This is a genomic window from Azoarcus sp. PA01, from assembly GCA_001274695.2.
In the GTDB taxonomy this organism is placed as follows: Bacteria; Pseudomonadota; Gammaproteobacteria; order Burkholderiales; family Rhodocyclaceae; genus Aromatoleum.
Window position 1 is genome coordinate 984413 of sequence record LARU01000004.1, and the last position, 21160, is coordinate 1005572.

Consider the following 21160-nt stretch of genomic DNA (forward strand, 5'->3'; position numbering starts at 1 on the left):
AACCCTGGCGCGAGAGGACGGCCAAACCGGTAAAATCGCGCGATGCTCTACGACATCGCCCGCCCGCTGCTGTTTTCGCTCGACCCGGAAACCGCCCACGAACTCACCCTCGCCGCGCTGCATTTCTTCGGCCGCGTCCTGCCCGCCGGAACTCCGGCGGAATCGGACCCGGTCGACGTCATGGGGCTGCCCTTTCCGAACCGCATCGGCTTGGCCGCCGGACTCGACAAGAACGGCGAGGCGATCGACGGCCTCGCGCGCCTCGGCTTCGGTTTCCTCGAGATCGGCACGGTCACGCCGCGGCCGCAGCCCGGCAACCCCCGCCCGCGGATGTTCCGCCTGCCTGAAGTGCGCGCGATCATCAACCGCATGGGCTTCAACAATCACGGGGTCGACGCGCTGGTCGCGAATGTCAGGGCGGCAAAATACCGGGGCATCCTCGGCATCAACATCGGCAAGAACTTCGACACGCCGATCGAGCGCGCGGCCGACGATTACCTCGCCTGCCTCGACAAGGTTTACCCGCTCGCCAGCTACGTCACCGTCAATATCTCGTCGCCGAACACGAAGAACCTGCGGCAGCTGCAGGGCGAGTCCGAGCTCGACGAGCTTCTCGGACGGCTCAAGGCGCGCCAGCAGCAGCTCGCGGACAGGCACGGGCGTTACGTGCCGCTGACGCTCAAGATTGCTCCCGATCTCGAGCCGGCGCAGGTCGTCAACATCGCCGACGCGCTGCGCCGCCACCGCATCGACGGCGTGATCGCGACGAACACCACGATCGCGCGCGACAAGATCCAGGGCGTGCGCTACGCCGAACAGCAGGGCGGGCTGTCGGGCGCGCCCGTCTTCGAAGCCTCGACTGCGGTCGTCGCGCAGCTCTCCCGGGCGCTCGCCGGCGAGCTGCCGATCATCGCCGCAGGCGGCGTCCTCGACGGGCGCGGCGCCCGCGCGAAGCTCGCGGCCGGGGCGTCGCTGGTGCAGGTGTACAGCGGCCTCATTTACCGCGGCCCGTCGCTCGTCGGGGAGTGCGTGCGGGCGACGACGGACTTCGCCGCTTCCGGCCACGCCGCCGCGTCCGCTCCCTTCGGCGCCTGAGCGGCCGCCCAGCGGCACGAATGGGCATAAGCCTATAACCCGACCGCGCTTGAGCAGCGGACTGATGGCGGCGATAATCCCGCGATTACACCCGGTACTGGATCATGAGTAGTTACATCTTTGTCGTCATCGGCGCGGTCCTGGTCAACAACGTCGTTTTCGTCCGCATCCTCGGGCTGTGTCCGTTCATGGGGGTGTCGAAAAAACTCGAAACGGCGATCGGCATGGGTGCGGCGACGACGTTCGTGCTGACGCTCGGCTCGGGCACGAGCTACCTGATCGACCATTATCTGCTGCAGCCGTACGACTTGGCCTACCTGCGCACGCTGTCGTTCATCATTGTGATCGCGGCGATCGTGCAGCTCACCGAGCTGGTGATCCAGAAGACGAGCCCGCTGCTGCACCAGGTGCTGGGGATCTACCTGCCGCTGATCACGACGAACTGCGCAGTGCTCGGCATCCCGCTGCTGAGCGTCGCGCTCGACTACAACCTGCTCGAGTCGCTGCTGTTCGGCTTCGGCTCGTCGATCGGATTCACGCTCGCGCTGATCCTGTTCGCCGGCATCCGCGAACGCCTCGACGGCGCCGACGTGCCCGCGCCCTTCAAGGGAACCGCGATCGCGATGATCACTGCCGGGTTCATGAGCCTCGCGTTCATGGGCTTCGCGGGGCTGGACCGGTTCCAGTAATTGAAAACCAACGCCCCCATTCCTGACAGGACGCAACACGCGGGCGGGCGCGAACGTTTACGCTGCTGCGCCTCACTGAGCGACATTTCATCATGCTGACCGCCCTCCTCGTCATGACCGGGATTGCCATCGTGCTCGGCGCAGCATTGGGCTACGCGTCGATCCGTTTCAAGGTCGAAGGCAATCCGCTGGTCGAAAAAATCGACGCGATCCTTCCGCAGACCCAGTGCGGCCAGTGCGGCTACCCGGGCTGCAAGCCGTATGCGGAGGCGATTTCGAACGGCGAAGCCGACATCAACCAGTGTCCGCCGGGCGGCGAGGAAGGCATACGCAAGCTCGCCGACCTCCTCGGGCGCGAGTTCAAGCCGCTGTCCGAAGAGCACGGCGAGGAAAAACCCAAATCGGTCGCGCGGATCGACGAGCAACTGTGCATCGGCTGCACGCTGTGCATCCAGGCCTGCCCGGTCGATGCCATCGTCGGTGCGGCGAAGCACATGCATACGGTCGTCCCTGCGCTATGCACCGGCTGCGAACTGTGCGTCGCGCCCTGCCCCGTCGATTGCATCGCGATGACACCCCTTCCGGAAACGCTCGAGACCTGGAAATGGAAATACCCGGTGTTTGATCTGAGGTCCGCGGCATGATCGCCCGTCTGTTCAACTTTCACGGCGGCATCAAGCCCGACTCGCACAAAAACGAATCCTCGTCGCTGCCGATCGCCAACGCACCGCTGCCGCCGCGCCTGACGATCCCGCTGCGCCAGAGCGTGCGCTCGGCCGCCCGCTGCCTCGTCGCGCCGGGTCAGCGCGTGCTGAAGGGCGAACGCATCGGCGCCGGCGAAGGCCCGCTCGGCACCGACGTCCACGCCTCGACGTCGGGCACCGTCGTCGGGCTCGCCCCGTGCGCGATGGCCCACGCGTCGGGCCTCGACACGCTGGCGGTCGTCATCGAGCCCGACGGCAAGGACGAATGGATCGAGCGCCGCGCATTCGACCACCGTGCCGTGCCGCGCGATGCCGCACTGCGGTACCTGAGCACCTGCGGTATCGTCGGCATGGGGGGCGCCGGTTTTCCGACCCATATCAAGCTCGGCAACGGCCGCGGCATCGAAACCCTGATCATCAACGGCGCCGAATGCGAACCGTGGATCACTTGCGATGACCGGCTGATGCGCGAGGGCGCGGCCCAAGTCCTTTCCGGCGCGGCGATCCTGCACGAGCTGATCGGCGCCCGCCGCACGCTCGTCGGCATCGAGGACAACAAGCGCGAAGCGATCGCTGCGATGCGCGAAGCGGCAGCGCATCTCACCGCACCCGTCGAGATCGTCGCGATTCCGACGCGCTATCCCGCGGGCGGCGAAAAGCAGCTGATCCGCGTGCTGACCGGCATCGAGATCGCACACGGCAAGCTCGGCACGGAGTTCGGCGTGCAATGCTTCAACGTCGGCACGGCCCACGCCGTCCACCGCGCGATCCACTACGGCGAACCGCTGGTGTCGCGCGTCGTGACGCTGACGGGCAACGTCAGTCATCCGGGCAACTACGAAGTAGCGCTCGGCACCCCCGTCGAGACGCTGCTCGCGCTCGCCGGGCCGAAGCCGGACACCGACCGCTATCTGATGGGCGGGCCGATGATGGGCATCACCATTGCCGACCTGTCGGTGCCGATCGGCAAGACGAGCAACTGCATCATTGCCGCCTCGCCGGCGCTGTTCCCGCCCCCGCCGCCGGAATTGCCGTGCATCCGCTGCGGCGCGTGCGCGCGCGCGTGCCCGGCAGACCTGCAGCCGTTCGAGCTGTACTGGTTCTCGCGCGCGAAGAACGTCGGAAAAGCGCAGGAATATCACCTCTTCGACTGCATCGAATGCGGTTCCTGCGCCTTCGTTTGCCCTTCGCACATTCCGCTCGTCGATTATTTCCGCTTCTCGAAGAGCGAGATCTGGGCGCGCGAGCGCGAGCTCAAGGCGTCCGATCAGGCGCGCGAGCGTTTCGAGTTCCGCAATTACCGGCAGGAACGGGAAAAGGAAGAAAAAGCTGCCAAACTCGCGGCCAAAGCCGCCGAAACGCGGGCGAAGCTGAGCGGGTCGGCCGCTGCGACCGACACCGCAGCCGCAGACGACCCGAAAAAAGCCCTCATCGCGGCGGCGCTCGCACGGGCCAAGCAGCAGGCGGCGACCGCCGAATCCGGCACTGCAGCCGCTTCTCACGCGAACGGGCCGGGCGCCCCGGACAGCACGAACCGGCGCGAGCAGCCGCACCCGCACGACAGCGACGCAACCTCCTGACATGATCCATTCTCCCTACATTCGCAAGCCGGCGAGCGTCCAGAGCGTCATGCTCACCGTGCTGCTCGCGCTCCTTCCCGGCATCACCGCCTACGTCATGCAGGTCGCCGCGGTCGTCGTCGTCAACCTGCTGATCGCGACCGTGACCGCGCTCGCCGCCGAAGCGCTGATCCTCGCGCTGCGCCGGCGGCAGATCGCCCCGGCGCTGTCCGACCTGTCGGCCGTCGTCACCGCCTGGCTCGTCGTCCTGTGCTTTCCGCCGATCCTGCCGTGGTGGGTCACGGTGCTCGGCGTGCTGATCGCGATCGTCGCGGTCAAGCATCTCTATGGCGGGCTCGGCCAGAATCCCTTCAACCCCGCGATGGTCGCGTACTGCGCGATGATCGTCGCGTTCCCGTCACTGATGTCGCAGTGGCCGCCGGCCGGACAGCTCGACTTCCAGACGCAGCTCGACCTCGTGCTCGGCGGTGCCCGGCAGCTCGACGCGATCACCGGCGCGACCGCGCTCGACGCGATGCGCACCGGGCTGCGCACAAGCGGCGCGAGCGTCGAGAGCGTGCTGCAGCAAGACGGCGCGTTCGGCGCGGTCGGCGGCCGCGGCTGGGAATGGCTCGCGCTCGGCTACGTCGCCGGGGGTCTCTTCATGCTCGCGCGCCGCATCATCACCTGGCACATGCCGGTCGCGTTCATCGCGACGCTGGCCGTCGTGTCGGGCATCTTCTGGCTCGCGGAACCCGCGCGCTTTGCGCCGCCGCTGTTCCACCTCGCCAGCGGCGGCGCGATGCTTGCTGCATTCTTCATCGTCACCGACCCCGTTTCGGGTGCGACGACGCCGCGCGGCAAGCTGATCTTCGCCGCCGGCATCGCCGTCATTGCCTACCTGATCCGGGTATTCGGCGCCTTCCCCGAAGGCATCGCGTTTGCCGTGCTGCTGATGAACCTGTGCGTGCCGCTGATCGACATGAAGACGCAACCGGCGGTGTTCGGTCACCGCGGGAGCCGGCCATGAGCGACCGCTATACCGCCACCCGTACCTCGCTGCGCACTGCCGGCATCATGATCGTGTTCACGCTCGCCTTCACCGCGATGATGTCGCAGACGTACCGCGCGACCCGTCCGGCGATCGAAGCGTCCGAGCAGGAGCAGAAGATGCGCCTGATCAACGACGTGCTCCCGCCGGGCAGCTACGACAACGCGCTCCTCGAGGACTTCGTCGTCGCCGGACCGACGCCCGAGCTCGGCCTCGATCGGAGCGGGCGCATCTATCGCGCGCGTCGCGCCGGCGTTCCCGGGGCCCTCGTGTTCGAAGCGGGTGCGCCCGACGGCTACGGCGGCAGGATCCAGCTCGTCGTTGCGGTGGGCGCGGACGGTCGTCTGGGCGGGGTTCGCGTGACTGCGCACAAGGAAACGCCGGGCCTCGGCGACTACATCGACCCCAGAAAGGATCGCAACAAGACTCAGCCGTGGATCAGTCAATTCGCCGGGATGTCGCTCGCGGACGTTGCGCCCGCGCAGTGGAAAGTCAAGCGCGACGGCGGTGTCTTCGCGTATCGCATCGGCGCGACGATCAGTGCACGCGCCGTGACGAACGCGACAGGACGCGTCCTCGAATATGCAGCCGAGCACCGCGATGCGCTGTTTGCGGCGTCGACCGGCAGCGCGCTCTGATGGAAGAACAGCAATGAATCTCCAGACTTTTCGTGAAAACGCCTGGAACGGCCTGTGGAAGCAGAACACCGGTCTCGTGCAGCTGCTCGGCCTGTGTCCGATCCTCGCCGTCAGCACGAGCGTCGTCAATGCGGTGAGCCTCGGGATCGCGACGGTAGTCGTGATGGCGGTGTCGAACTTCGCGGTCGCGTCGCTGCGCAACTTCATTCCGTACGAGATCCGCATCCCGGTGTTCATCCTGATCATCGCCGCGCTGACGACGATCGTCGACCTCGCGTTCAACGCCTATCTGCACGATCTCTACCTGGTGCTGGGCATTTTCATTCCGCTGATCGTCACGAACTGCATCGTCCTCGCGCGCGTCGAGGCCTACGCGGCGAAAAACGATCCGGTGTCGTCCACCATCGACGGCATCATGATGGGCGTCGGGCTGGTGTGGCTGCTCGGTGTGCTCGGCGGCATTCGCGAACTGGTCGGCAACGGCACGCTGTTTTCGGGTATCGAAATGCTGATCCCGGGCCTGTCTCCGCTGTCGGTGTTCGGCGACGATTACCCCGGTTTCCTGATCGGCGTGCTGCCTCCTGGCGCATTCTTCGCGCTCGGCTGCCTGATCGCACTGTCGAACCGGATCCGCATGCGTGCGCCGGCCGGCAAGCCCACGGCCGTGACGAGCGAAGGGGCAGCCCCGGCTTCGGCGGCGCCCTGAACCGACGGATGAAACGCGACGCGATTCGCGAATTTTTCCGCCGCCTGGCGGCGGCGAATCCGAGCCCGACGACCGAGCTCGAGTACGGATCGCCGTTCCAGCTGCTGGTTGCCGTGGTGCTTTCGGCACAGGCCACCGACAAGAGCGTGAACCTGGCGACGCGCGAGCTGTTCGCCGTCGCGCCGACCCCCGAAGCGATGCTGAGCCTCGGGGAGGAAAACGTCGTCGCGCACCTCAGGTCGATCGGCCTTTACCGCAACAAGGCGAAAAACGTCGTCGCGCTGTCGCGGCTGCTGCTCGAGCGCCACGGTGGCGAAGTGCCGCGCAACCGCGAGGCGCTCGAAGCGCTGCCGGGCGTCGGCCGCAAGACCGCCAACGTCGTGCTGAACACGGTTTTCGGCGAACCGGTGATGGCGGTCGACACGCATATTTTCCGCGTCGCGAATCGCACCGGTCTGGCTCCTGGCAAGGATGTTGTCGCCGTCGAGCAGGCCCTGATGCGTCGCGTGCCGAAAGAATACCTGCACAATGCGCATCACTGGCTGATCCTGCACGGGCGCTACGTCTGCACCGCGCGCAAGCCGCGCTGCAAGGATTGCCTCGTGCGCGACCTGTGCGAGTTCCGCGACAAGACCGTCTAACCCAGAGCAACCGAGTCCAAAAGATGTTCAATCCCTCACGTGAGCAGGTACGCAGCTTCTTCATCGAGAGCTGGCGGAAATATCAGGCGAAGGAAGTGCTGACGCCGCTCGAACACATCGCTTCCGACCTCGTGCTCCTGCATCCCGAATATCAGGCGCTGCTCGAAGACCCGGATTCGCTGTCGCGCGATTTCCTGCCGGAGGACGGACAGATCAATCCGTTCCTGCACCTGTCGTTCCACCTCGCGATCGAGGAGCAGCTGTCGATCGACCAGCCGCCGGGCCTGCGCGCCGCATTCGAAGCCTGTCAGCGTCGGCGTGGCAATCGTCACGATGCACTGCACGACGTGCTCGAATGCCTCGGCGAAACGCTTTTCGACGCGCAGCGCAACAACACGCAACCGGACGGCCCGGCTTACGTCTCGTGTGTCTTGCGCCGGGCAGGTTCGAACTAGCCGGCGTACCCTTCATCTTCCTTCAGCGTTTCTGGTACAGGCCGGACTGGGTCGCGAAGTACGCTGCAAGATCGCCCAGATCCGCAGGCGACAGGTTCTCGACCTGCGCGGCCATGATCGGGTTCTTCCGCTTGCCCGTCTTGTAGTCGAGCAGCGCCTGGTAGAGATAGTCTTCGTATTGCCCGCCCAGACGCGGAAACTCCGGCGACGGACTGTTGCCGTCCGGGCCGTGGCACGCTGCGCAGACCGTCGACTTCTCCTTGCCTGCGGCAGCATCGCCCGCGTGTGCGGGGAAAGCTGCGAGCGCAAGGACCGCCAGCGCCGGGAGGGTGAAATTTCGCCTCATCATTGCGTCTCTCCTCCCGCGGCGCTGTAGTAGGCCGCAAGGTCCGCCATGTCCTGCTCCGACAGACTTGCGGCAATCGCGCGCATCGTCGGATGGCTGCGTTCGCCGTCGCGATACGCCTGCAGCGCGCGTACGAGGTAGGCCGCATGCTGTCCACCGAGCTTCGGCACCGGGTAGACTTCCGGGAACGCGGTGCGATAGCCCGGAATCCCATGACATCCCATGCACATCGATACCTTGGCCTGGGCGGCTTCGGCATCGCCTTCCAGCGCCAACGCAGCCGGTCCACCCAGCGCAAGACAGGCGGCGATAAGCAAATGTCGTCCGTGCATGGCGTCTCCTCGGTTTGTTTTAAGTATGGCTGAAACGGCCGCAAAAAATTCTACGTCGCCCAAAGCGGAATGCAAATACCTGTCATTCTTCGAAAAGCTCCGTAAATCCGTCAGTCCGGCAGGCCCATGCCCGCGCAGGCTGGCCCTATAATCGGCCCGGTTTACTCAGAGGATTCCCCGATGCGCTTCGAAGGTTCACAAGACTACGTCACCACTCCCGACCTGATGCTGGCCGTCAATGCCGCGATCAAACTGCAGCGCCCGCTGCTGATCAAGGGCGAACCGGGTACCGGCAAGACCATGCTCGCCGAGCAGGTCGCCGACGCGCTCGGCGTTCCGCTGCTGCAGTGGCACATCAAGTCGACGACCAAGGCCCAGCAGGGGCTGTACGAATACGATGCGGTGTCCCGCCTGCGCGACTCGCAGCTCGGCGAAGACCGCGTCAAGGACATTGCCAACTACATCCTCAAAGGCGTGCTGTGGCAGGCCTTCGACGCCGAAACGCCGACGGTCGTCCTGATCGACGAAATCGACAAGGCGGATATCGAATTCCCGAACGACCTGCTGCGCGAACTCGACCGCATGGAGTTTCACGTCTACGAGACACGCGAGAGGGTGCGCGCGCGTCATCGTCCGATCGTCTTCATCACGTCGAACAACGAAAAAGAGCTGCCGGACGCGTTCCTGCGCCGCTGCTTTTTCCATTACATCCGCTTCCCCGATCGCGACACGATGCAGCGCATCGTCGACGTCCATTTCCCCGGACTCAAGCGCGACCTGCTGCGCGAGGCGCTGGAAGTGTTCTTCGGCCTGCGCGACGTGCCCGGCCTGAAGAAGAAGCCGTCGACCTCGGAGCTGATCGACTGGCTCAAGCTCCTCGTCGCCGAGGACATTCCGCCCGAAGCACTGCGGGCAAAGGACCAGAAGGCCGCAGTCCCGCCGCTTGCCGGCGCACTATTGAAGAACGAGCAGGACCTTCACCTGTTCGAACGGCTGGTGTTCATGGCACGCAGCAACCGCTGACGTCCGGGCGTTTCCCCACTGTTTTTCCGGCATCGCCACTGCGCTCGCCACAAGCAATCATCTCGAAGTCTTCTCCCGGTGCCCGAAGTCGAGGCCCGGGGGATTTCGGGAACGGAGCGGATCATGCTTATCGACTTTTTTCTGCATTTGAAAGCGGGGCAGCTCAAGGTGTCCACTCGCGAGTTCCTGACGCTGCTCGAAGGACTGCGTGACGGCGCCTGCAGCCACAGCATCGACGAATTCTATTTCTACGCCCGCACCTGTCTCGTCAAGGACGAATCCCATTACGACCGTTTCGACGCGGCGTTCGGGAGCTACTTCAACGGCGTCACCGAAATTCCCGGGCTCGAAGCCGAGCTGCCGCAGGAATGGCTGCAGGCGATGATGAAGAAGCATCTTTCACCCGAGGACAAGGCGAAGCTCGAGAAGCTCGGCTGGGACAAGCTGATGGAAGAGTTCCGCAAGCGGCTCGGCGAGCAGAAGGAGCGCCATCAGGGCGGCTCGAAGTGGATCGGCACCGGGGGCAGCTCGCCGTTCGGCAACAACGGCTACCATCCGGAAGGCATCCGCGTCGGCGGCGAATCGGCCGGCAACCGGACCGCGATCAAGGTCTGGGAGAAGCGCGAATACCGCAACCTCGATGATTCGGTCGAACTCGGCACCCGCAACATCAAGGTCGCGTTGCGGCGGCTGCGGCGGTTCGCCCGGCAAGGCGCGGCAGACGAACTCGATCTGGATGGAACCATCGCCGCAACGGCACGAAACGCCGGCTGGCTCGATCTGATGATGCGTCCGGAACGGCACAACGCAGTAAAAGTGCTGCTGTTTCTCGACGTCGGCGGCTCGATGGACGACCATATCAAGGTGTGCGAGGAAATGTTCTCGGCGTGCCGCAGCGAGTTCAAGCACCTCGAGTATTTCTATTTCCACAACTGCGTCTACGAAAAAGTCTGGCGCGACAGCTCGCGGCGCCACAGCGAGAACATCGCCGTTTCAGATCTGCTCCACCGCTACGGCCCAGACTACAAGCTGATCTTCGTCGGCGACGCGACGATGAGCCCGTACGAGATCCTGCACCCGCACGGTTCGATCGAACACATGAACAGCGAGCCGGGCGCGGCGTGGCTGCGCCGCCTGCTCGACACCTGGCCGGGGCGGCATGGCTCAATCCCGGACCGGAACACCTGTGGCCGTACCGCAAGTCGATCGAGATCGTCGACCAGATCATGGGCGGGAGGATGTTTCCGATGACGCTCGGCGGTCTCGAGCGGGCGATGCAGCAGTTGTCAAAGAAGCAGTAAAAGCAAAAAAGAAGCGGCCCGAAGGCCGCTTTCGAACTGCTGTCCGCACGTTCGCGAGACACTGCCGGGATAGACCGTCGGCGCGGTTTGCTACTCGGTAAAGGGCAAAGGCTGCATGCCGAAGCCTTCGTCCAGATCCTTGATCTGCCGCAGCAGACTGTCGAGTTCACGTTGCAGGCGCATCAGCGCATCTTCGTCGAGCAGGCGCAGCGCTTCGGGCAGTACCCCGCGCGCGGGCGACGGAGAACGCTTGAGCAGATCGCGCCCTGCGTCGGTCAGGTACAGACGGACGACGCGCTGATCGACGCTCGTGCGCTCCTTCCGGATCAGCTTTGCCGACTCGAGCTTGTCCACCATGTTCGACGCGGTCGACTGGTGTAGCGCCATTCTCCCCGCCAGTTCCCCGACTCGCAGCCCCTCCGCTTCATTGAGTTCCTGCAACGCCACAGCTGGGCGCCGGTGACACCGCTTTTGCGCTCGATCCACTGCGAATGACGCTGCGCCGTGCGGATGAGGACGCGAAAACGCTGCAAAACCGACAAAGGCGAAACCGATGACTTGCGTTCCGGGGATTTTGTCAAGGTCGAAGACTGCTCTTGCGACATGAATCAGGGCTCCAACTATATTTATTCAGGAAATATTTGTCAAAAGATTTAACAGCTGCACGGGCCGCGGTATCGTAGCGGAAAGGGGATTCTCGCCGTACCCTGTTTTGGGTAAAAGACGACACCTTTCCCGATCTGCCCGAGAACGTGGTAAGCAGGAACCTCAACGACCGCTTTTCCCGTGCAGGCAGGTTTTCACTCTCTCCCGCGCTGCAAGGCCGCGCGCCGGCTGTGCGGCACACTGACTGACTCCTCTTATCGTGTCCTTCGATCCACCAGGCAATAACCAGACTGCTTCCGGCCGCGCCTTGCGGCAGTTCGCCCGGGCAGCCGCCGCTATGCGCTGCCATGGCTGTCAGTCGGCCGTTGGGCAAGCGCATCCTGCTCGTCGGCGCAGCGCTGCTGGCCGGCCTCATCGCGATCCTCTTCGCGATCGGCGCGGATCTCGCGATCGACGCCCATCAGCACATCATGAACGTGTCGCCGTGGCTGTCGCTGCTGATCGCACCCGCGGGCTTCGCGGCGATGGCGTGGATCGCCCGGCGATTTTTCCCCGGCACGCAAGGAAGCGGCATCCCGCAGGCGATCGCCGCGTCGATGACCGACGACAGGCGCATTCGCCACAAACTGCTGTCGTTCCGGATCGCGATCGCGAAAGTCGTGCTGACGCTGGGCGGACTCCTGTCGGGCGGTTCGATCGGCCGCGAAGGGCCTTCGGTGCAGATCGGCGCTTCGGTCATGCACATGCTCGCCAGACGCAAGAAGGCGCGCATCGCGTCGAGCCGCGACCTGATCGTCGCCGGCAGCGGCGCCGGGATCGCCGCGGCGTTCAACACTCCGCTCGGCGGCATCATGTTCGCGATCGAGGAAATGTGCCGCCACCGGCCCTTTCACGCGAACAGCACGACGCTCATCGCCGTGATCTTCGCCGGACTGATGTCGCTCGGCGTGCTCGGCAACTACACCTACTTCGGCCGCACGCCCGCAGCGCTGACGTGGCCTGCGGGGATCTGGCCGGTATTGATGTGCGGTGCCGCCGGCGGCGTGCTCGGCGGACTCTTCAGCCGCCTGCTGATCGCGTCGTCGCGCGGGCTGCCCGGCACGATCGGAGAATTCTCGCGCAAGCGGCCGATCGCTTTCGCCGCCGCCTGCGGCCTCGGCACAGCGATCATCGGCCTGATGAGCGGCGGTCTTACGTATGGCACCGGCTATGCGGAATCGAAAGCCGCCCTCGAAGGCTCGGCGACGCTGCCTTTCTACTTCCTGATCGCGAAGATGGCGGCGATCTGGCTCGCGTTCCTCAGCCGCATTCCGGCCGGCATCTTCGCTCCGGCGCTCGCCGTCGGCGCCGGCCTGGGGGCCGACCTCGCGATCCTCTTGCCCGAGGAACACAGCGCGGTGATCCTGGTTCTCGGCATGGTCGCGTTCCTCGCGGGCATGACACAGACGCCGATCACGTCCTTCGTCATCGTCATGGAGATGACTGCGAACCACGAGATGCTGCTGCCGCTGATGGCGACCGCAGTCGTGTCTCACGCCTTTTCGAAATCGGTCGCGCCGATCCCGCTCTACCACGCGCTCTCGTATCCGGCGCTGCGCCAGGCCACTGTGCAGGTGCAGAACGAAAGCGCAGCGCTGGCAGCCGGCAGTCGCAGTTCCATGAGATAAAAAACGCCCCATACCGCACGGGTACGGGGCGTTGTCGCATCACGCGGGCGCGCCGCGCGCCGCGGCGCTCACTCGGCGCCGGCTGAACCGCCCATCGCCATCATCAGCTGGTTGATTCGTTTGACGAACGTCGCCGGGTCGTCGAGCGTGCCGCCCTCGGCGAGCAATGCCTGGTCGAACAGCACCGCCGCCCAGTCGTCGAACTGGCGTTCCTCGTATTTGAGACGCATCACCGCCGGGTGCTGCGGGTTGATCTCGAGGATCGGCTTCGAGGCCGGCGCCTGCTGGCCGGCGGCTTTCAGGATCCGCGCGAGGTTCATCCCGACGTCGTGCTCGTCGGCCACCAGGCAGGCCGGCGAATCGGTCAGGCGGTGGGTGACGCGCACTTCCTTGACGCGCTCGCCAAGGCTCGCCTTCATCTTCTCGAGCAGGTCCTTGTACTCGTCGGCGGCCTTCTCGGTTTCCTTCTTCTCGGCCTCGTCTTCGAGCTTGCCGAGGTCGAGGCCGCCTTTCGCGACGGATACCAGCGGCTTGCCGTCGAATTCAGGCAGGTTGCCGATGACCCACTCGTCGATCCGGTCGGTCAAGAGCAGCACTTCGATGCCCTTCTTGCGGAAGATCTCGAGATGCGGGCTGTTCTTCGCCGCGTTGAACGATTCGGCCGTGACGTAATAGATCTTGTCCTGGCCTTCCTTCATGCGGCCGATGTAATCGGCGAGCGACACGACTTCGTCCGGCGTGTCGGCGTGCGTCGAGGCGAAGCGCAGCAGGCCGGCGATCTTGTCCTTGTTCGCGAAATCCTCGCCAACGCCTTCCTTCAGCACACGGCCGAATTCCTTCCAGAAAGTCGCGTATTTCTCCCTGTCGGTGGCCTCGTCGCTCGTCGCGAGGCTCTCGAGCAGGCCCAGCACCTTCTTCGTGCAGCCCGAGCGGATCGTGTCGATGTCCTTGCTTTCCTGCAGGATTTCGCGCGACACGTTGAGCGGCAGATCGCTCGAATCGACGACGCCGCGCACGAAGCGCAGGTAGGCGGGCATCAGCTTCTCGGCGTCGTCCATGATGAACACGCGCTTCACGTACAGCTTGATGCCGTGGCGCGCGTTGCGGTCCCACATGTCGAACGGCGCGTGCGACGGAATGTAGAGCAGCTGCGTGTATTCATGGCGGCCTTCGACGCGCGCATGCGTCCACGCCAGCGGCTCGTCGAAGTCGTGCCCGACGTGCTTGTAGAAGCCTTTGTACTCTTCTTCGCTGATGTCGTTGCGGGAGCGGGTCCACAGCGCGTTCGCTTGGTTGACGGTCTCGTCTTCGTCGCTCGTGACCTGCTCGTTCTTGTCCTTGTCCCACTCTTCCTTCTTCATCAGGATCGGCTGGACGATGTGGTCGGAATACTTGCGGATCAGGCCCCGCAGCTTCCATCCCGACAGCAGGTCTTCCTGGCCTTCGCGCAGGTGCAGCGTGATCTGGGTGCCGCGAGCCGCCTTGTCGATCGCTTCGACGGTGTATTCCCCCGCCGCGTCGCCAGTCATCGCGCATTCCCACTTCACGCCTTCGGCCGCCGGCAGGCCCGCGCGGCGCGTGACGACAGTCACCTTGTCGGCGACGATGAACGCCGAGTAGAAGCCGACGCCGAACTGGCCGATCAGGTGGGCGTCCTTCTTCTGGTCGCCGGTGAGCTGCGAGAAGAATTCCTTCGTGCCGGATTTGGCGATCGTGCCGAGGTGCGCGATCACTTCATCGCGGCTCATGCCGATGCCGTTGTCCGTCACGGTGACCGTCTTCGCCTCGCTGTCGAAGCCGACGCGGATCGCCAGTTCGCTGTCGCCTTCGAACAGCCCCGGGTTGTCGAGCGCTTCGAAACGCAGCTTGTCGCACGCGTCCGACGCGTTGGAAACCAGTTCGCGCAGGAATATCTCGCGGTTCGAGTACAGCGAGTGGATCATCAGGTGAAGCAGCTGCTTCACCTCGGCCTGGAAATTGAGGGTCTGAGCGCCTGCGGCGTGCTCGGTGGTCATCGGGTGAACTCCATCTGCTGATTAACGCGCAGCAGATGGGAGCGGAGCGCTCGTATTTCAAGCCCCCGCGCGCATTCTCGGGAAAACGTCGGCCCGCCGCGAGTTTTCCTGTCCCGCCGCGGCGAGGAGACGGCAAAGCCGTTTGCGGGGGCTCAGACGTAGCGAACCTCGACGACCTCGATCTCGCGCGGCCCCGCGGGACTCATGAAGCGCACGATGTCGCCTTCGCGCGCCTTGAGCAGCGCCCGGGCCAGCGGCGAGATCCAGCTGATCCGGCCGGCGCCGGCATCCGCCTCATCGACGCCGACGATCTGCCAGATCTGCTCGCTGTCGTCGTCGCTGTCGACGTCGACGATGCTGACCGTGGCGCCAAAGAACACCTGGTCGATTTCCCGCTGGTCGGCGGGATCGACGACTTCGGCGCTTTCGATGCGCTTGATCAGGAAACGGATGCGCCGGTCGATCTCGCGCAGCCGTTTCTTGCCGTAGATGTAATCGCCATTCTCGGAGCGGTCGCCGTTCGACGCCGCCCACGCGACGGTCTCGACCATCTTCGGCCGCTCGACGCGGACGAGGTGATCGAGTTCGCGGCGCAGGCTCTCGTAGCCACGGCGCGTCATGTAGTTTTTCGCACCGGCCGGCAGGCGCGCCGCGACGGGTACTTCGTCGTCATCGTCGGCGCCGTCGTTTTCGGTCACAAAGGCTTTGTTCACGATGGGCATCCAGTTCTTCGGCTAAAGCTCGCAGGAATGCGATAGCCGGTCGTCAGCGTCCAGCGTACGCCTTTCTCACCAATTCGAGCACCCGCCGACCGGCGCGGCCGTCGGGCTCGAGCCCCTGCGCGCGCTGGAACTGCTGCACCGCTGCGCGCGAACGGGCACCGAGCGCGCCGTCGGCCTCTCCGGTGTCGTAGCCGAGCTGCGACAACAACGTCTGCACTTCGCGCCGCTCGACGCGGGACAGGCCCGGGTCGTCGGTCGGCCACGAGGCGCGGAACGGCTCGCCGCCGCGCAGGCGATCGGACAGATGGGCGATCGCGAGCGCGTAGCTTTCGGCCGCGTTATAGGAGTACAACGCATCGAAGTTGCGCAGGACGAGGAACGCCGGGCCGTGCGCGCCGGCAGGGAGCAGCAGGCCGGCCGCTTCGGCGCCCGGCTCGATCGCGCTCCCGTCGGCGCGACGCACGCCGAGCGCCACCCATTCGGACAGCGCCCGTTTGTTGCGGCGCCCGGCAAGCCCGGCATCGAAGTCGGATGGCAGAGCGACTTCGAAACCCCAGCGTCGGCCCGGCTGCCAGCCTGCCTCACGCAGAAAGTTCGCCGTCGAGGCGAGCGCGTCAGGAATGCTGTCGATCAGGTCGCGCCGACCGTCGCCGTCGAAATCGACTGCGACGCGCCGGAAAGTCGAAGGCATGAACTGCGTGTGGCCGAACGCTCCGGCCCACGAACCGGCGAGGCGCTCGGGGGCGACATGGCCATCTTCGATGATCTTCAGCGCCGTGAAGAATTCACCGCGAAAGTAGTCCTGGCGCCGGCCCAGGCAGGACAGGGTGGCGAGCGAAACGAGCAGCGGGCGTTTGCCGAAATTGCGCCCGAAGTTGCTCTCGACACCCCACACCGCCACGACGGTAGCCGGATCGACGCCATATCGCGCTTCGATGTCCTGCAGCGTTCCGGCCCATTGGACCGCCATCGCACGACCGTCGGCGACGCGCTCGTCGTCCACGAGCCCGGCCAGATAATCCCAGATCGGCGTGCGGAATTCGGGCTGGTAATCGAGCAGGCCGATCACCGCCATGTCCGGCTCGAGACCGGCCACATGCTGCTCGAAAGTTGCGGGCGCAATGTCGTGGGTGGCAGCCATGCCGCGCAACGCTTCGAGGCAACGGGCAAAGGACTCCTGAGCGCCGGCGTGAAACGGGAGCAGCGCGCCACACAGCAGGGACCAGGCGGAGAAGCGTCGGAGAATCATTGTGGAACGGCTCGGGCAAGGGCGGACAGCGGCGAACGGGGCGGACGTGATTCGGACGCGAGCCTGACACGAATGGCGGAGCGAGGCAACCGGCGGCACCCCTCGCCATTTTCGTGCCCGGCACGGTCCCCGATCCCGCATTCCCTGTTGTGGACGGGGCGTTTTCCGCGTCCCGGAAGCCCGGCCGGAGTTGTCATTGCCCGTTCCGCGGCATACCATCCAGCGTTACCGGCCCCGCCCTATGGACGGCATGCAATCCCACTAAATTGAACAGGTATACGATGAGCGAGGAAGCATTCGACGACGTTACCAGCCTGCAGGTGAGGCTGGCCGAACTCAGGGCCGAGCATCGTGACCTCGACGAGGCGATCAGCCACCTCGATGCTTCACCGCAAGAAGATGAATTGCTGTTGCGCCGCCTCAAGAAGCGCAAGCTCGCGCTGAAAGACCGCATCGCCGTCGTCGAACGCATGCTCGAGCCCGACGAGCGAGCCTGAAGCCGGATGACGAGGATTCCGGAGCGCCCATGACCCAGTACGGACCCACCGCTCCCGCGACGCTCGCTCTCCATGCCGGGCAGTCCCCCGACCCGGCCTTCGGCGCCCGCGCGACGCCGATCTATTTCAGCGCCGGCTACGTCTTTCCGGATACCGAGCACGCCGCGGCGCTGTTCAACCACGAACGCCCGGGGCACGTCGATACGCGCGTCTCGAACCCGACCAGCGCAGTCCTCGAGGAGCGCGTCTCCGCGCTCGAAGGGGGAATCGGCGCGATTGCGCTGGCGAGCGGCCAGTCCGCGCTGCATGTCGCGATCGTGACGCTGATGGGTGCCGGCAATCATATCGTCGCGCCGCGTGCGCTAGGTGGCGCAGCGCGCAATCTGCTGGCCCACACGCTGCCGCGCTTCGGCATCCGGACGACTTTCGTGGATCCGCGCTGCCCGGACGAATGGCGCGACGCGATCAGGCCGGAAACCCGTCTCCTGTTCGGCGAGGCGCTCGGCAATCCCGGCCTCGAGGTGCTCGACATTCCCGCCGTCGCCGCGATCGCCCATGCCCGGCACGTCCCGCTGCTCGTCGACGCGACGCTGGTCACACCCTGCCTGCAGCGCCCGCTGTCGCTCGGCGCGGATCTGGTCCTGCATTCGGCGACCGAGTTTCTCGGCGGCCACGGCGTTGCCGTCGGCGGCCTGCTCGTTGACGGCGGGCAGTTCGACTGGGAGCAGTCGGGCCTGTTTCCGACGCTCACCGAGCCGTACGACGGGTTTCACGGCGTGGATTTCACCGAGGAATCTTCGGTCGCGGCTTTCCTGCTGCGCGCCCGCTGCGAGGCGCTGCCGGACTTTGGCGCCTGTCTCTCGCCGATGAACGCGTTCCAGATCCTCCAGGGCATCGAGACGCTGCCGTTGCGGATTCAGGCGCACGTCGCGAACGCGCGCGCGGTGGCCGCCCACCTTGCCGATCGAGCGAGCGTCGCACGAGTCGCGTATCCCGGACTCGCGACCCATCCCGATCACGAACTGGCGAGCCGACTGCTACCGGATGGCTCGGGAGCGGTCCTGTCGTTCGAGCTGACCGGCGGACGCGACGCGGCTCGCGCCTTCATCGACAGCCTGAAAGTGTTCTCGCATCTGGCGAACGTCGGCGATGCCAAATCGCTCGTGAGCGATCCGTCGAGCACAACGCATTGCCGCCTGTCCGCCGCTGCGCTCGCTGCCACCGGGATCGGCGAAGGCACGCTGCGACTGTCGGTGGGACTCGAGCATGTCGACGATCTGATCGAAGACCTGGACCGCGGACTGTATGCGGCGGGCCGGGTCGTCGGAGGATAGAAACCGTGCAGCTCACAGTGTCCGGGCTCCCGGTCTTCATCTACACCGGCGGGCGGAGTTTCGCGCCCGCCCAGCCGGTCGTCGTGCTGCTGCATGGCGCCGCTCACGATCACAGTGTGTGGACCTTCCAGGCGCGCCACTTCGCGCGCCACGGCTTTTCGGTGCTCGCCCCGGATCTCCCCGGACATGGCCGCTCCGGTGGCGCCCCGCTCGCATCGATCGAAGCGCTCGCAGGCTGGGTCGCGGCGCTGCTCGAAGCGGCCGGCGTCCGGCGTGCCGCGATCGCCGGACACAGCATGGGATCGCTCGTCGCGCTGCAGGCGGCGGCACAGTTCCCCGACCGCATCACGCAGCTGATTCTGCTCGGAAGCGTCGCACCGATGCCGGTGGCCGCACCGCTGCTGTCCGCGGCCCACGACGACCGGGCCACGGCCCATGCGATGATCAACCAGTGGTCCTACACTTTCGCGTCGCAGCTCGGCGCGAGCGCCGTGCCGGGACTCTCGCTCACGGGGCTGAATCGCCGCCTCATGGAACGACAGGGCGACAGCGTGCTGGCCACCGACCTCGGTGCCTGCAACGCCTACGAAAACGGTCTCGCAGCCGCGGCGGCGGTCCGCTGCCCGACGCTGCTGCTCTGCGCCGAGCGCGACCAGATGACGCCGCGGCGCGCAGTCAAACCTTTGCACGAAGCGCTTGCCGGGGAGCGGAAAGCGCACGTATGATAGCCATTCCTCGCGCCGGCCACGCGATGCTGGCCGAGGCCCCCGATGCCGTGAGCAATGCGATACGGAGCTTCCTCACCGGCCGCTGACAAGACAAAGAGGCAATCCGTGCGCTGCATCGACAACAAAGTCCACAACAGGAGAGAGAGATGTCGCAGCCGGAGGATGTCAAGCTGGGGACCGAGGAGTGGGCGTTTCCCGTTGTCCGGGACGTCGGAGCGGGGGCACCGCTGCACTGGCTCAGGAGCGGCTGGGCGGATTTCCATGCCTGCCCGATACCGAGCCTGTTCTACGGATTCTGCTTTGCCGCCATGGGATTGCTCGTCACGATGGTTTTCGAGCACGCCTACGCGTACACGGTCGCGCTCACGTCGGGCTTTCTCCTCCTAGGACCGTTTCTCGCGATGGGTCTGTACGAGATCAGCCGGCGACGCGAGCAAGGCGCGCCCTGCGCGCTCCTCCCGACCCTGACGGTGTGGAAGCGCAACGCCGGCAACATCGGCATTTTCGCGGTCGTGCTGGGCATCGTGTTCCTCGTCTGGGCGCGCGCGTCGATGGTCGTATTCGCGCTGTTCTACACCAACGAGATGCCGAACCTGTCCGGTTTCCTGACGCAGTTGCTGGCCCTCGACAACCTTGAGTTCCTGCTCGTGTATTTCGGCGTCGGCCTGATCTTTGCGACGATCGTGTTCGCCGTCAGCGTGATTTCCGTGCCGTTGATGCTCGACCGCAACCAGGACGCGATCTCGGCGATGTTGACGAGCGTCGCGGCCTTGATGCGCAACCCGGGCGCGATGATTCTCTGGGCGTTCATGATCGCCGGCCTGACGGTGATCGGATTCATGACCTTCCATCTCGGACTGGTGGTGCTGATGCCGATCGTCGGCCACGCAAGCTGGCACGCGTATCGCGACCTCGTGCTACCGACCGCTCCGGCCGGCTGAAGAACGTCGTCAATCGTTCAGCTCGAGCACCAGCGGCTGGTGGTCGGACGCCGCAGTCGCGGCGTACACTTCGACCTGCGCGACACGGGCGGCGAGATCCTCCGACACCCAGGCGTAATCGCAGCAATAGGTTCGCCCCGGCCATTCGGCCCCGTGAAGGCCGACCGTCGGGTCATGTGCACGGCTGCCATGCTTGACGCGCCAAGCGTCCCGCCACGGCGGGACGTGTAACGCGATCTCGGCCGCCATCAACGTGTAGGCGCCGGATCCCGGCTCGCAGTTGAAGTCCCCGCAGACGACCGCAGCCAAGGGCCCGCGCCCCGCGGCAAAAGCCGGGCTGGCCTCCCGCCCGGCTGGGCCGGCGTCGACATGTCCGGCAACCTCCTTCTGCAGCGCGCGCACCATCGCCACCTGCGCCGCGCGCTGTCGCGCGGAATAGTATTCGAGATGCGTCGTCAGGACGCGGACGGGGCCCCACGGCGCCTGCAGGACGGCCTCGACGCAGCAGCGCTGCATCGCGGGCTGCCCAGGGTCGGCAGGGCACGGAAGCAGATGCCGGAACACGGGGCCGATCTCCAGGCGCGACAGCATCAGGTTGCCGAAACGCGCCCGTCCGCCGGCCCCATCGGGCACATCGATGCCCGCCCCATAGATCGCTTCATGGCCGGGGAACGCGGCAGCCAGGAGCGCCACTTCGTCTTCGCGGTTGCCGCCTTCGAGACCGGGGAAATTCTGCGCCACTTCCTGCAGGCAGATCACTTCCGCGTCGCCGATGTCATGGATCGCGGCGACGGTCCGCGCCAGATCGACGCGCCCGTCCGCGCCGCGGCCCCATTGAATGTTCCACGAAACAATGCGCAT

The 21160-nt window shown here is 65.6% G+C and carries 21 protein-coding genes and 2 pseudogenes; 16 read left to right on the forward strand and 7 right to left on the reverse strand.

The features are described from left to right. Positions 1-42 precede the first annotated feature (42 nt). The 9 genes from PA01_16730 to PA01_16770 all read left to right on the forward strand — a co-directional run bounded on the left by PA01_16730 (position 43) and on the right by PA01_16770 (position 7538). Positions 43-1095, forward strand: a complete 1053-nt coding sequence (locus PA01_16730; protein KON80066.1) for a quinone-dependent dihydroorotate dehydrogenase — start codon at positions 43-45, stop codon at positions 1093-1095. Between the two features lie 104 nt (positions 1096-1199). Next, positions 1200-1784 carry an electron transport complex subunit RsxA gene (rsxA, locus tag PA01_16735; GenBank protein KON80067.1) on the forward strand — a complete coding sequence of 195 codons (585 nt, stop codon included), beginning with the start codon at positions 1200-1202 and terminating at the stop codon, positions 1782-1784. A 92-nt stretch (positions 1785-1876) separates the two neighbouring features. Continuing rightward, positions 1877-2428 (forward strand): electron transport complex subunit RsxB, encoded by a 552-nt coding sequence (rsxB, locus tag PA01_16740; GenBank protein ID KON80068.1) that lies wholly within the window; start codon positions 1877-1879, stop codon positions 2426-2428. Further along, positions 2425-4068 carry an electron transport complex subunit RsxC gene (gene rsxC, locus PA01_16745; GenBank protein KON80069.1) on the forward strand — a complete coding sequence of 548 codons (1644 nt, stop codon included), beginning with the start codon at positions 2425-2427 and terminating at the stop codon, positions 4066-4068. Before rsxB ends, rsxC begins: the two co-directional genes overlap by 4 nt. A 1-nt stretch (position 4069) precedes the next feature. Next, positions 4070-5077, forward strand: a complete 1008-nt coding sequence (locus PA01_16750) for an RnfABCDGE type electron transport complex subunit D (GenBank protein ID KON80070.1) — start codon at positions 4070-4072, stop codon at positions 5075-5077. After that, a complete protein-coding gene (locus PA01_16755; GenBank protein ID KON80071.1) occupies positions 5074-5736 on the forward strand; it encodes an RnfABCDGE type electron transport complex subunit G in 663 nt (220 codons plus the stop codon). The genes PA01_16750 and PA01_16755 overlap by 4 nt, the downstream gene beginning before the upstream one ends. A gap of 13 nt (positions 5737-5749) precedes the next feature. Further along, entirely contained in the window at positions 5750-6442 is a 693-nt protein-coding gene (locus PA01_16760) for an electron transport complex subunit E (protein KON80072.1), read from the forward strand. Between the two features lie 8 nt (positions 6443-6450). After that, the gene (gene nth / locus PA01_16765; protein KON80073.1) at positions 6451-7083 is read left to right on the forward strand and encodes an endonuclease III; all 633 of its coding nucleotides are present in this window, start codon (positions 6451-6453) and stop codon (positions 7081-7083) included. Between the two features lie 23 nt (positions 7084-7106). Next, positions 7107-7538, forward strand: coding sequence for a DUF1841 family protein (locus PA01_16770; protein KON80074.1), 432 nt, complete (start codon positions 7107-7109; stop codon positions 7536-7538). A 22-nt stretch (positions 7539-7560) separates the two neighbouring features. On the opposite strand, the gene PA01_16775 is transcribed toward PA01_16770, so the two are convergent. Together PA01_16775 and PA01_16780 are read right to left on the reverse strand one after the other, a co-directional pair. Further along, a complete protein-coding gene (locus PA01_16775; protein ID KON80413.2) occupies positions 7561-7887 on the reverse strand; it encodes a cytochrome c in 327 nt (108 codons plus the stop codon). Continuing rightward, a complete protein-coding gene (locus tag PA01_16780) occupies positions 7884-8216 on the reverse strand; it encodes a cytochrome c (protein KON80075.1) in 333 nt (110 codons plus the stop codon). The genes PA01_16775 and PA01_16780 overlap by 4 nt, the downstream gene beginning before the upstream one ends. A 180-nt stretch (positions 8217-8396) precedes the next feature. Between PA01_16780 and PA01_16785 the strand changes: the two genes are divergently transcribed. Continuing rightward, a complete protein-coding gene (locus PA01_16785; GenBank protein KON80076.1) occupies positions 8397-9239 on the forward strand; it encodes a MoxR family ATPase in 843 nt (280 codons plus the stop codon). Between the two features lie 123 nt (positions 9240-9362). Continuing rightward, a pseudogene (locus tag PA01_16790) lies at positions 9363-10540 on the forward strand (VWA domain-containing protein). 90 nt (positions 10541-10630) lie between these two features. Here PA01_16790 and PA01_16795 read toward each other — a convergent pair. Beyond that, positions 10631-11145: pseudogene (locus PA01_16795) on the reverse strand (MarR family winged helix-turn-helix transcriptional regulator). A gap of 348 nt (positions 11146-11493) precedes the next feature. On the opposite strand from PA01_16795, the gene PA01_16800 reads away from it, so the two are divergent. Beyond that, a complete protein-coding gene (locus PA01_16800; protein ID KAI5912361.1) occupies positions 11494-12813 on the forward strand; it encodes a chloride channel protein in 1320 nt (439 codons plus the stop codon). 68 nt (positions 12814-12881) lie between these two features. Here PA01_16800 and htpG read toward each other — a convergent pair whose 3' ends face one another. The 3 genes from htpG to PA01_16815 form a co-directional block, all read right to left on the reverse strand. Further along, a complete protein-coding gene (gene htpG, locus PA01_16805) occupies positions 12882-14828 on the reverse strand; it encodes a molecular chaperone HtpG (GenBank protein ID KON80077.1) in 1947 nt (648 codons plus the stop codon). Positions 14829-14980: 152 nt separating this feature from the next. Further along, positions 14981-15541 (reverse strand): transcription elongation factor GreB, encoded by a 561-nt coding sequence (gene greB, locus PA01_16810; protein KON80414.1) that lies wholly within the window; start codon positions 15539-15541, stop codon positions 14981-14983. A gap of 52 nt (positions 15542-15593) precedes the next feature. Further along, entirely contained in the window at positions 15594-16799 is a 1206-nt protein-coding gene (locus PA01_16815; protein KON80078.1) for a lytic murein transglycosylase, read from the reverse strand. 281 nt (positions 16800-17080) lie between these two features. Here PA01_16815 and PA01_16820 point away from each other — a divergent pair, with 281 nt between their 5' ends. From PA01_16820 to PA01_16835, 4 genes are all read left to right on the forward strand, one after another. Further along, a complete protein-coding gene (locus PA01_16820) occupies positions 17081-17296 on the forward strand; it encodes a DUF465 domain-containing protein (protein ID KON80079.1) in 216 nt (71 codons plus the stop codon). A 29-nt stretch (positions 17297-17325) separates the two neighbouring features. Continuing rightward, a complete protein-coding gene (locus tag PA01_16825) occupies positions 17326-18630 on the forward strand; it encodes an O-acetylhomoserine aminocarboxypropyltransferase (protein ID KON80080.1) in 1305 nt (434 codons plus the stop codon). A 5-nt stretch (positions 18631-18635) separates the two neighbouring features. Continuing rightward, complete coding sequence (locus tag PA01_16830; GenBank protein KAI5912362.1) at positions 18636-19355, forward strand: alpha/beta hydrolase; 720 nt, start codon at positions 18636-18638, stop codon at positions 19353-19355. A 149-nt stretch (positions 19356-19504) separates the two neighbouring features. Then, positions 19505-20299: a DUF2189 domain-containing protein gene (locus tag PA01_16835; protein KON80081.1), complete on the forward strand. Its 795-nt coding sequence runs from the start codon at positions 19505-19507 to the stop codon at positions 20297-20299. Positions 20300-20308: 9 nt separating this feature from the next. On the opposite strand, the gene PA01_16840 is transcribed toward PA01_16835, so the two are convergent. Next, positions 20309-21160 carry an endonuclease/exonuclease/phosphatase family protein gene (locus PA01_16840; protein ID KON80082.1) on the reverse strand — a complete coding sequence of 284 codons (852 nt, stop codon included), beginning with the start codon at positions 21158-21160 and terminating at the stop codon, positions 20309-20311.

Bases quoted from the DNA above. Each gene is read 5' to 3' on its own strand.
- nth (KON80073.1), top strand. From the start codon at position 6,451: ATGAAACGCGACGCGATTCGCGAATTTTTCCGCCGCCTGGCGGCGGCG.
- PA01_16780 (KON80075.1), bottom strand. From the start codon at position 8,216: ATGCACGGACGACATTTGCTTATCGCCGCCTGTCTTGCGCTGGGTGGA.
- PA01_16755 (KON80071.1), top strand. From the start codon at position 5,074: ATGAGCGACCGCTATACCGCCACCCGTACCTCGCTGCGCACTGCCGGC.
- PA01_16770 (KON80074.1), top strand. From the start codon at position 7,107: ATGTTCAATCCCTCACGTGAGCAGGTACGCAGCTTCTTCATCGAGAGC.
- PA01_16815 (KON80078.1), bottom strand. From the start codon at position 16,799: ATGATTCTCCGACGCTTCTCCGCCTGGTCCCTGCTGTGTGGCGCGCTG.
- htpG (KON80077.1), bottom strand. From the start codon at position 14,828: ATGACCACCGAGCACGCCGCAGGCGCTCAGACCCTCAATTTCCAGGCC.
- PA01_16785 (KON80076.1), top strand. From the start codon at position 8,397: ATGCGCTTCGAAGGTTCACAAGACTACGTCACCACTCCCGACCTGATG.
- PA01_16775 (KON80413.2), bottom strand. From the start codon at position 7,887: ATGATGAGGCGAAATTTCACCCTCCCGGCGCTGGCGGTCCTTGCGCTC.
- rsxC (KON80069.1), top strand. From the start codon at position 2,425: ATGATCGCCCGTCTGTTCAACTTTCACGGCGGCATCAAGCCCGACTCG.
- PA01_16750 (KON80070.1), top strand. From the start codon at position 4,070: ATGATCCATTCTCCCTACATTCGCAAGCCGGCGAGCGTCCAGAGCGTC.
- rsxB (KON80068.1), top strand. From the start codon at position 1,877: ATGCTGACCGCCCTCCTCGTCATGACCGGGATTGCCATCGTGCTCGGC.
- PA01_16835 (KON80081.1), top strand. From the start codon at position 19,505: ATGTCGCAGCCGGAGGATGTCAAGCTGGGGACCGAGGAGTGGGCGTTT.
- PA01_16760 (KON80072.1), top strand. From the start codon at position 5,750: ATGAATCTCCAGACTTTTCGTGAAAACGCCTGGAACGGCCTGTGGAAG.
- PA01_16840 (KON80082.1), bottom strand. From the start codon at position 21,160: ATGCGCATTGTTTCGTGGAACATTCAATGGGGCCGCGGCGCGGACGGG.
- PA01_16800 (KAI5912361.1), top strand. From the start codon at position 11,494: ATGGCTGTCAGTCGGCCGTTGGGCAAGCGCATCCTGCTCGTCGGCGCA.
- PA01_16730 (KON80066.1), top strand. From the start codon at position 43: ATGCTCTACGACATCGCCCGCCCGCTGCTGTTTTCGCTCGACCCGGAA.
- PA01_16820 (KON80079.1), top strand. From the start codon at position 17,081: ATGAGCGAGGAAGCATTCGACGACGTTACCAGCCTGCAGGTGAGGCTG.
- rsxA (KON80067.1), top strand. From the start codon at position 1,200: ATGAGTAGTTACATCTTTGTCGTCATCGGCGCGGTCCTGGTCAACAAC.
- PA01_16825 (KON80080.1), top strand. From the start codon at position 17,326: ATGACCCAGTACGGACCCACCGCTCCCGCGACGCTCGCTCTCCATGCC.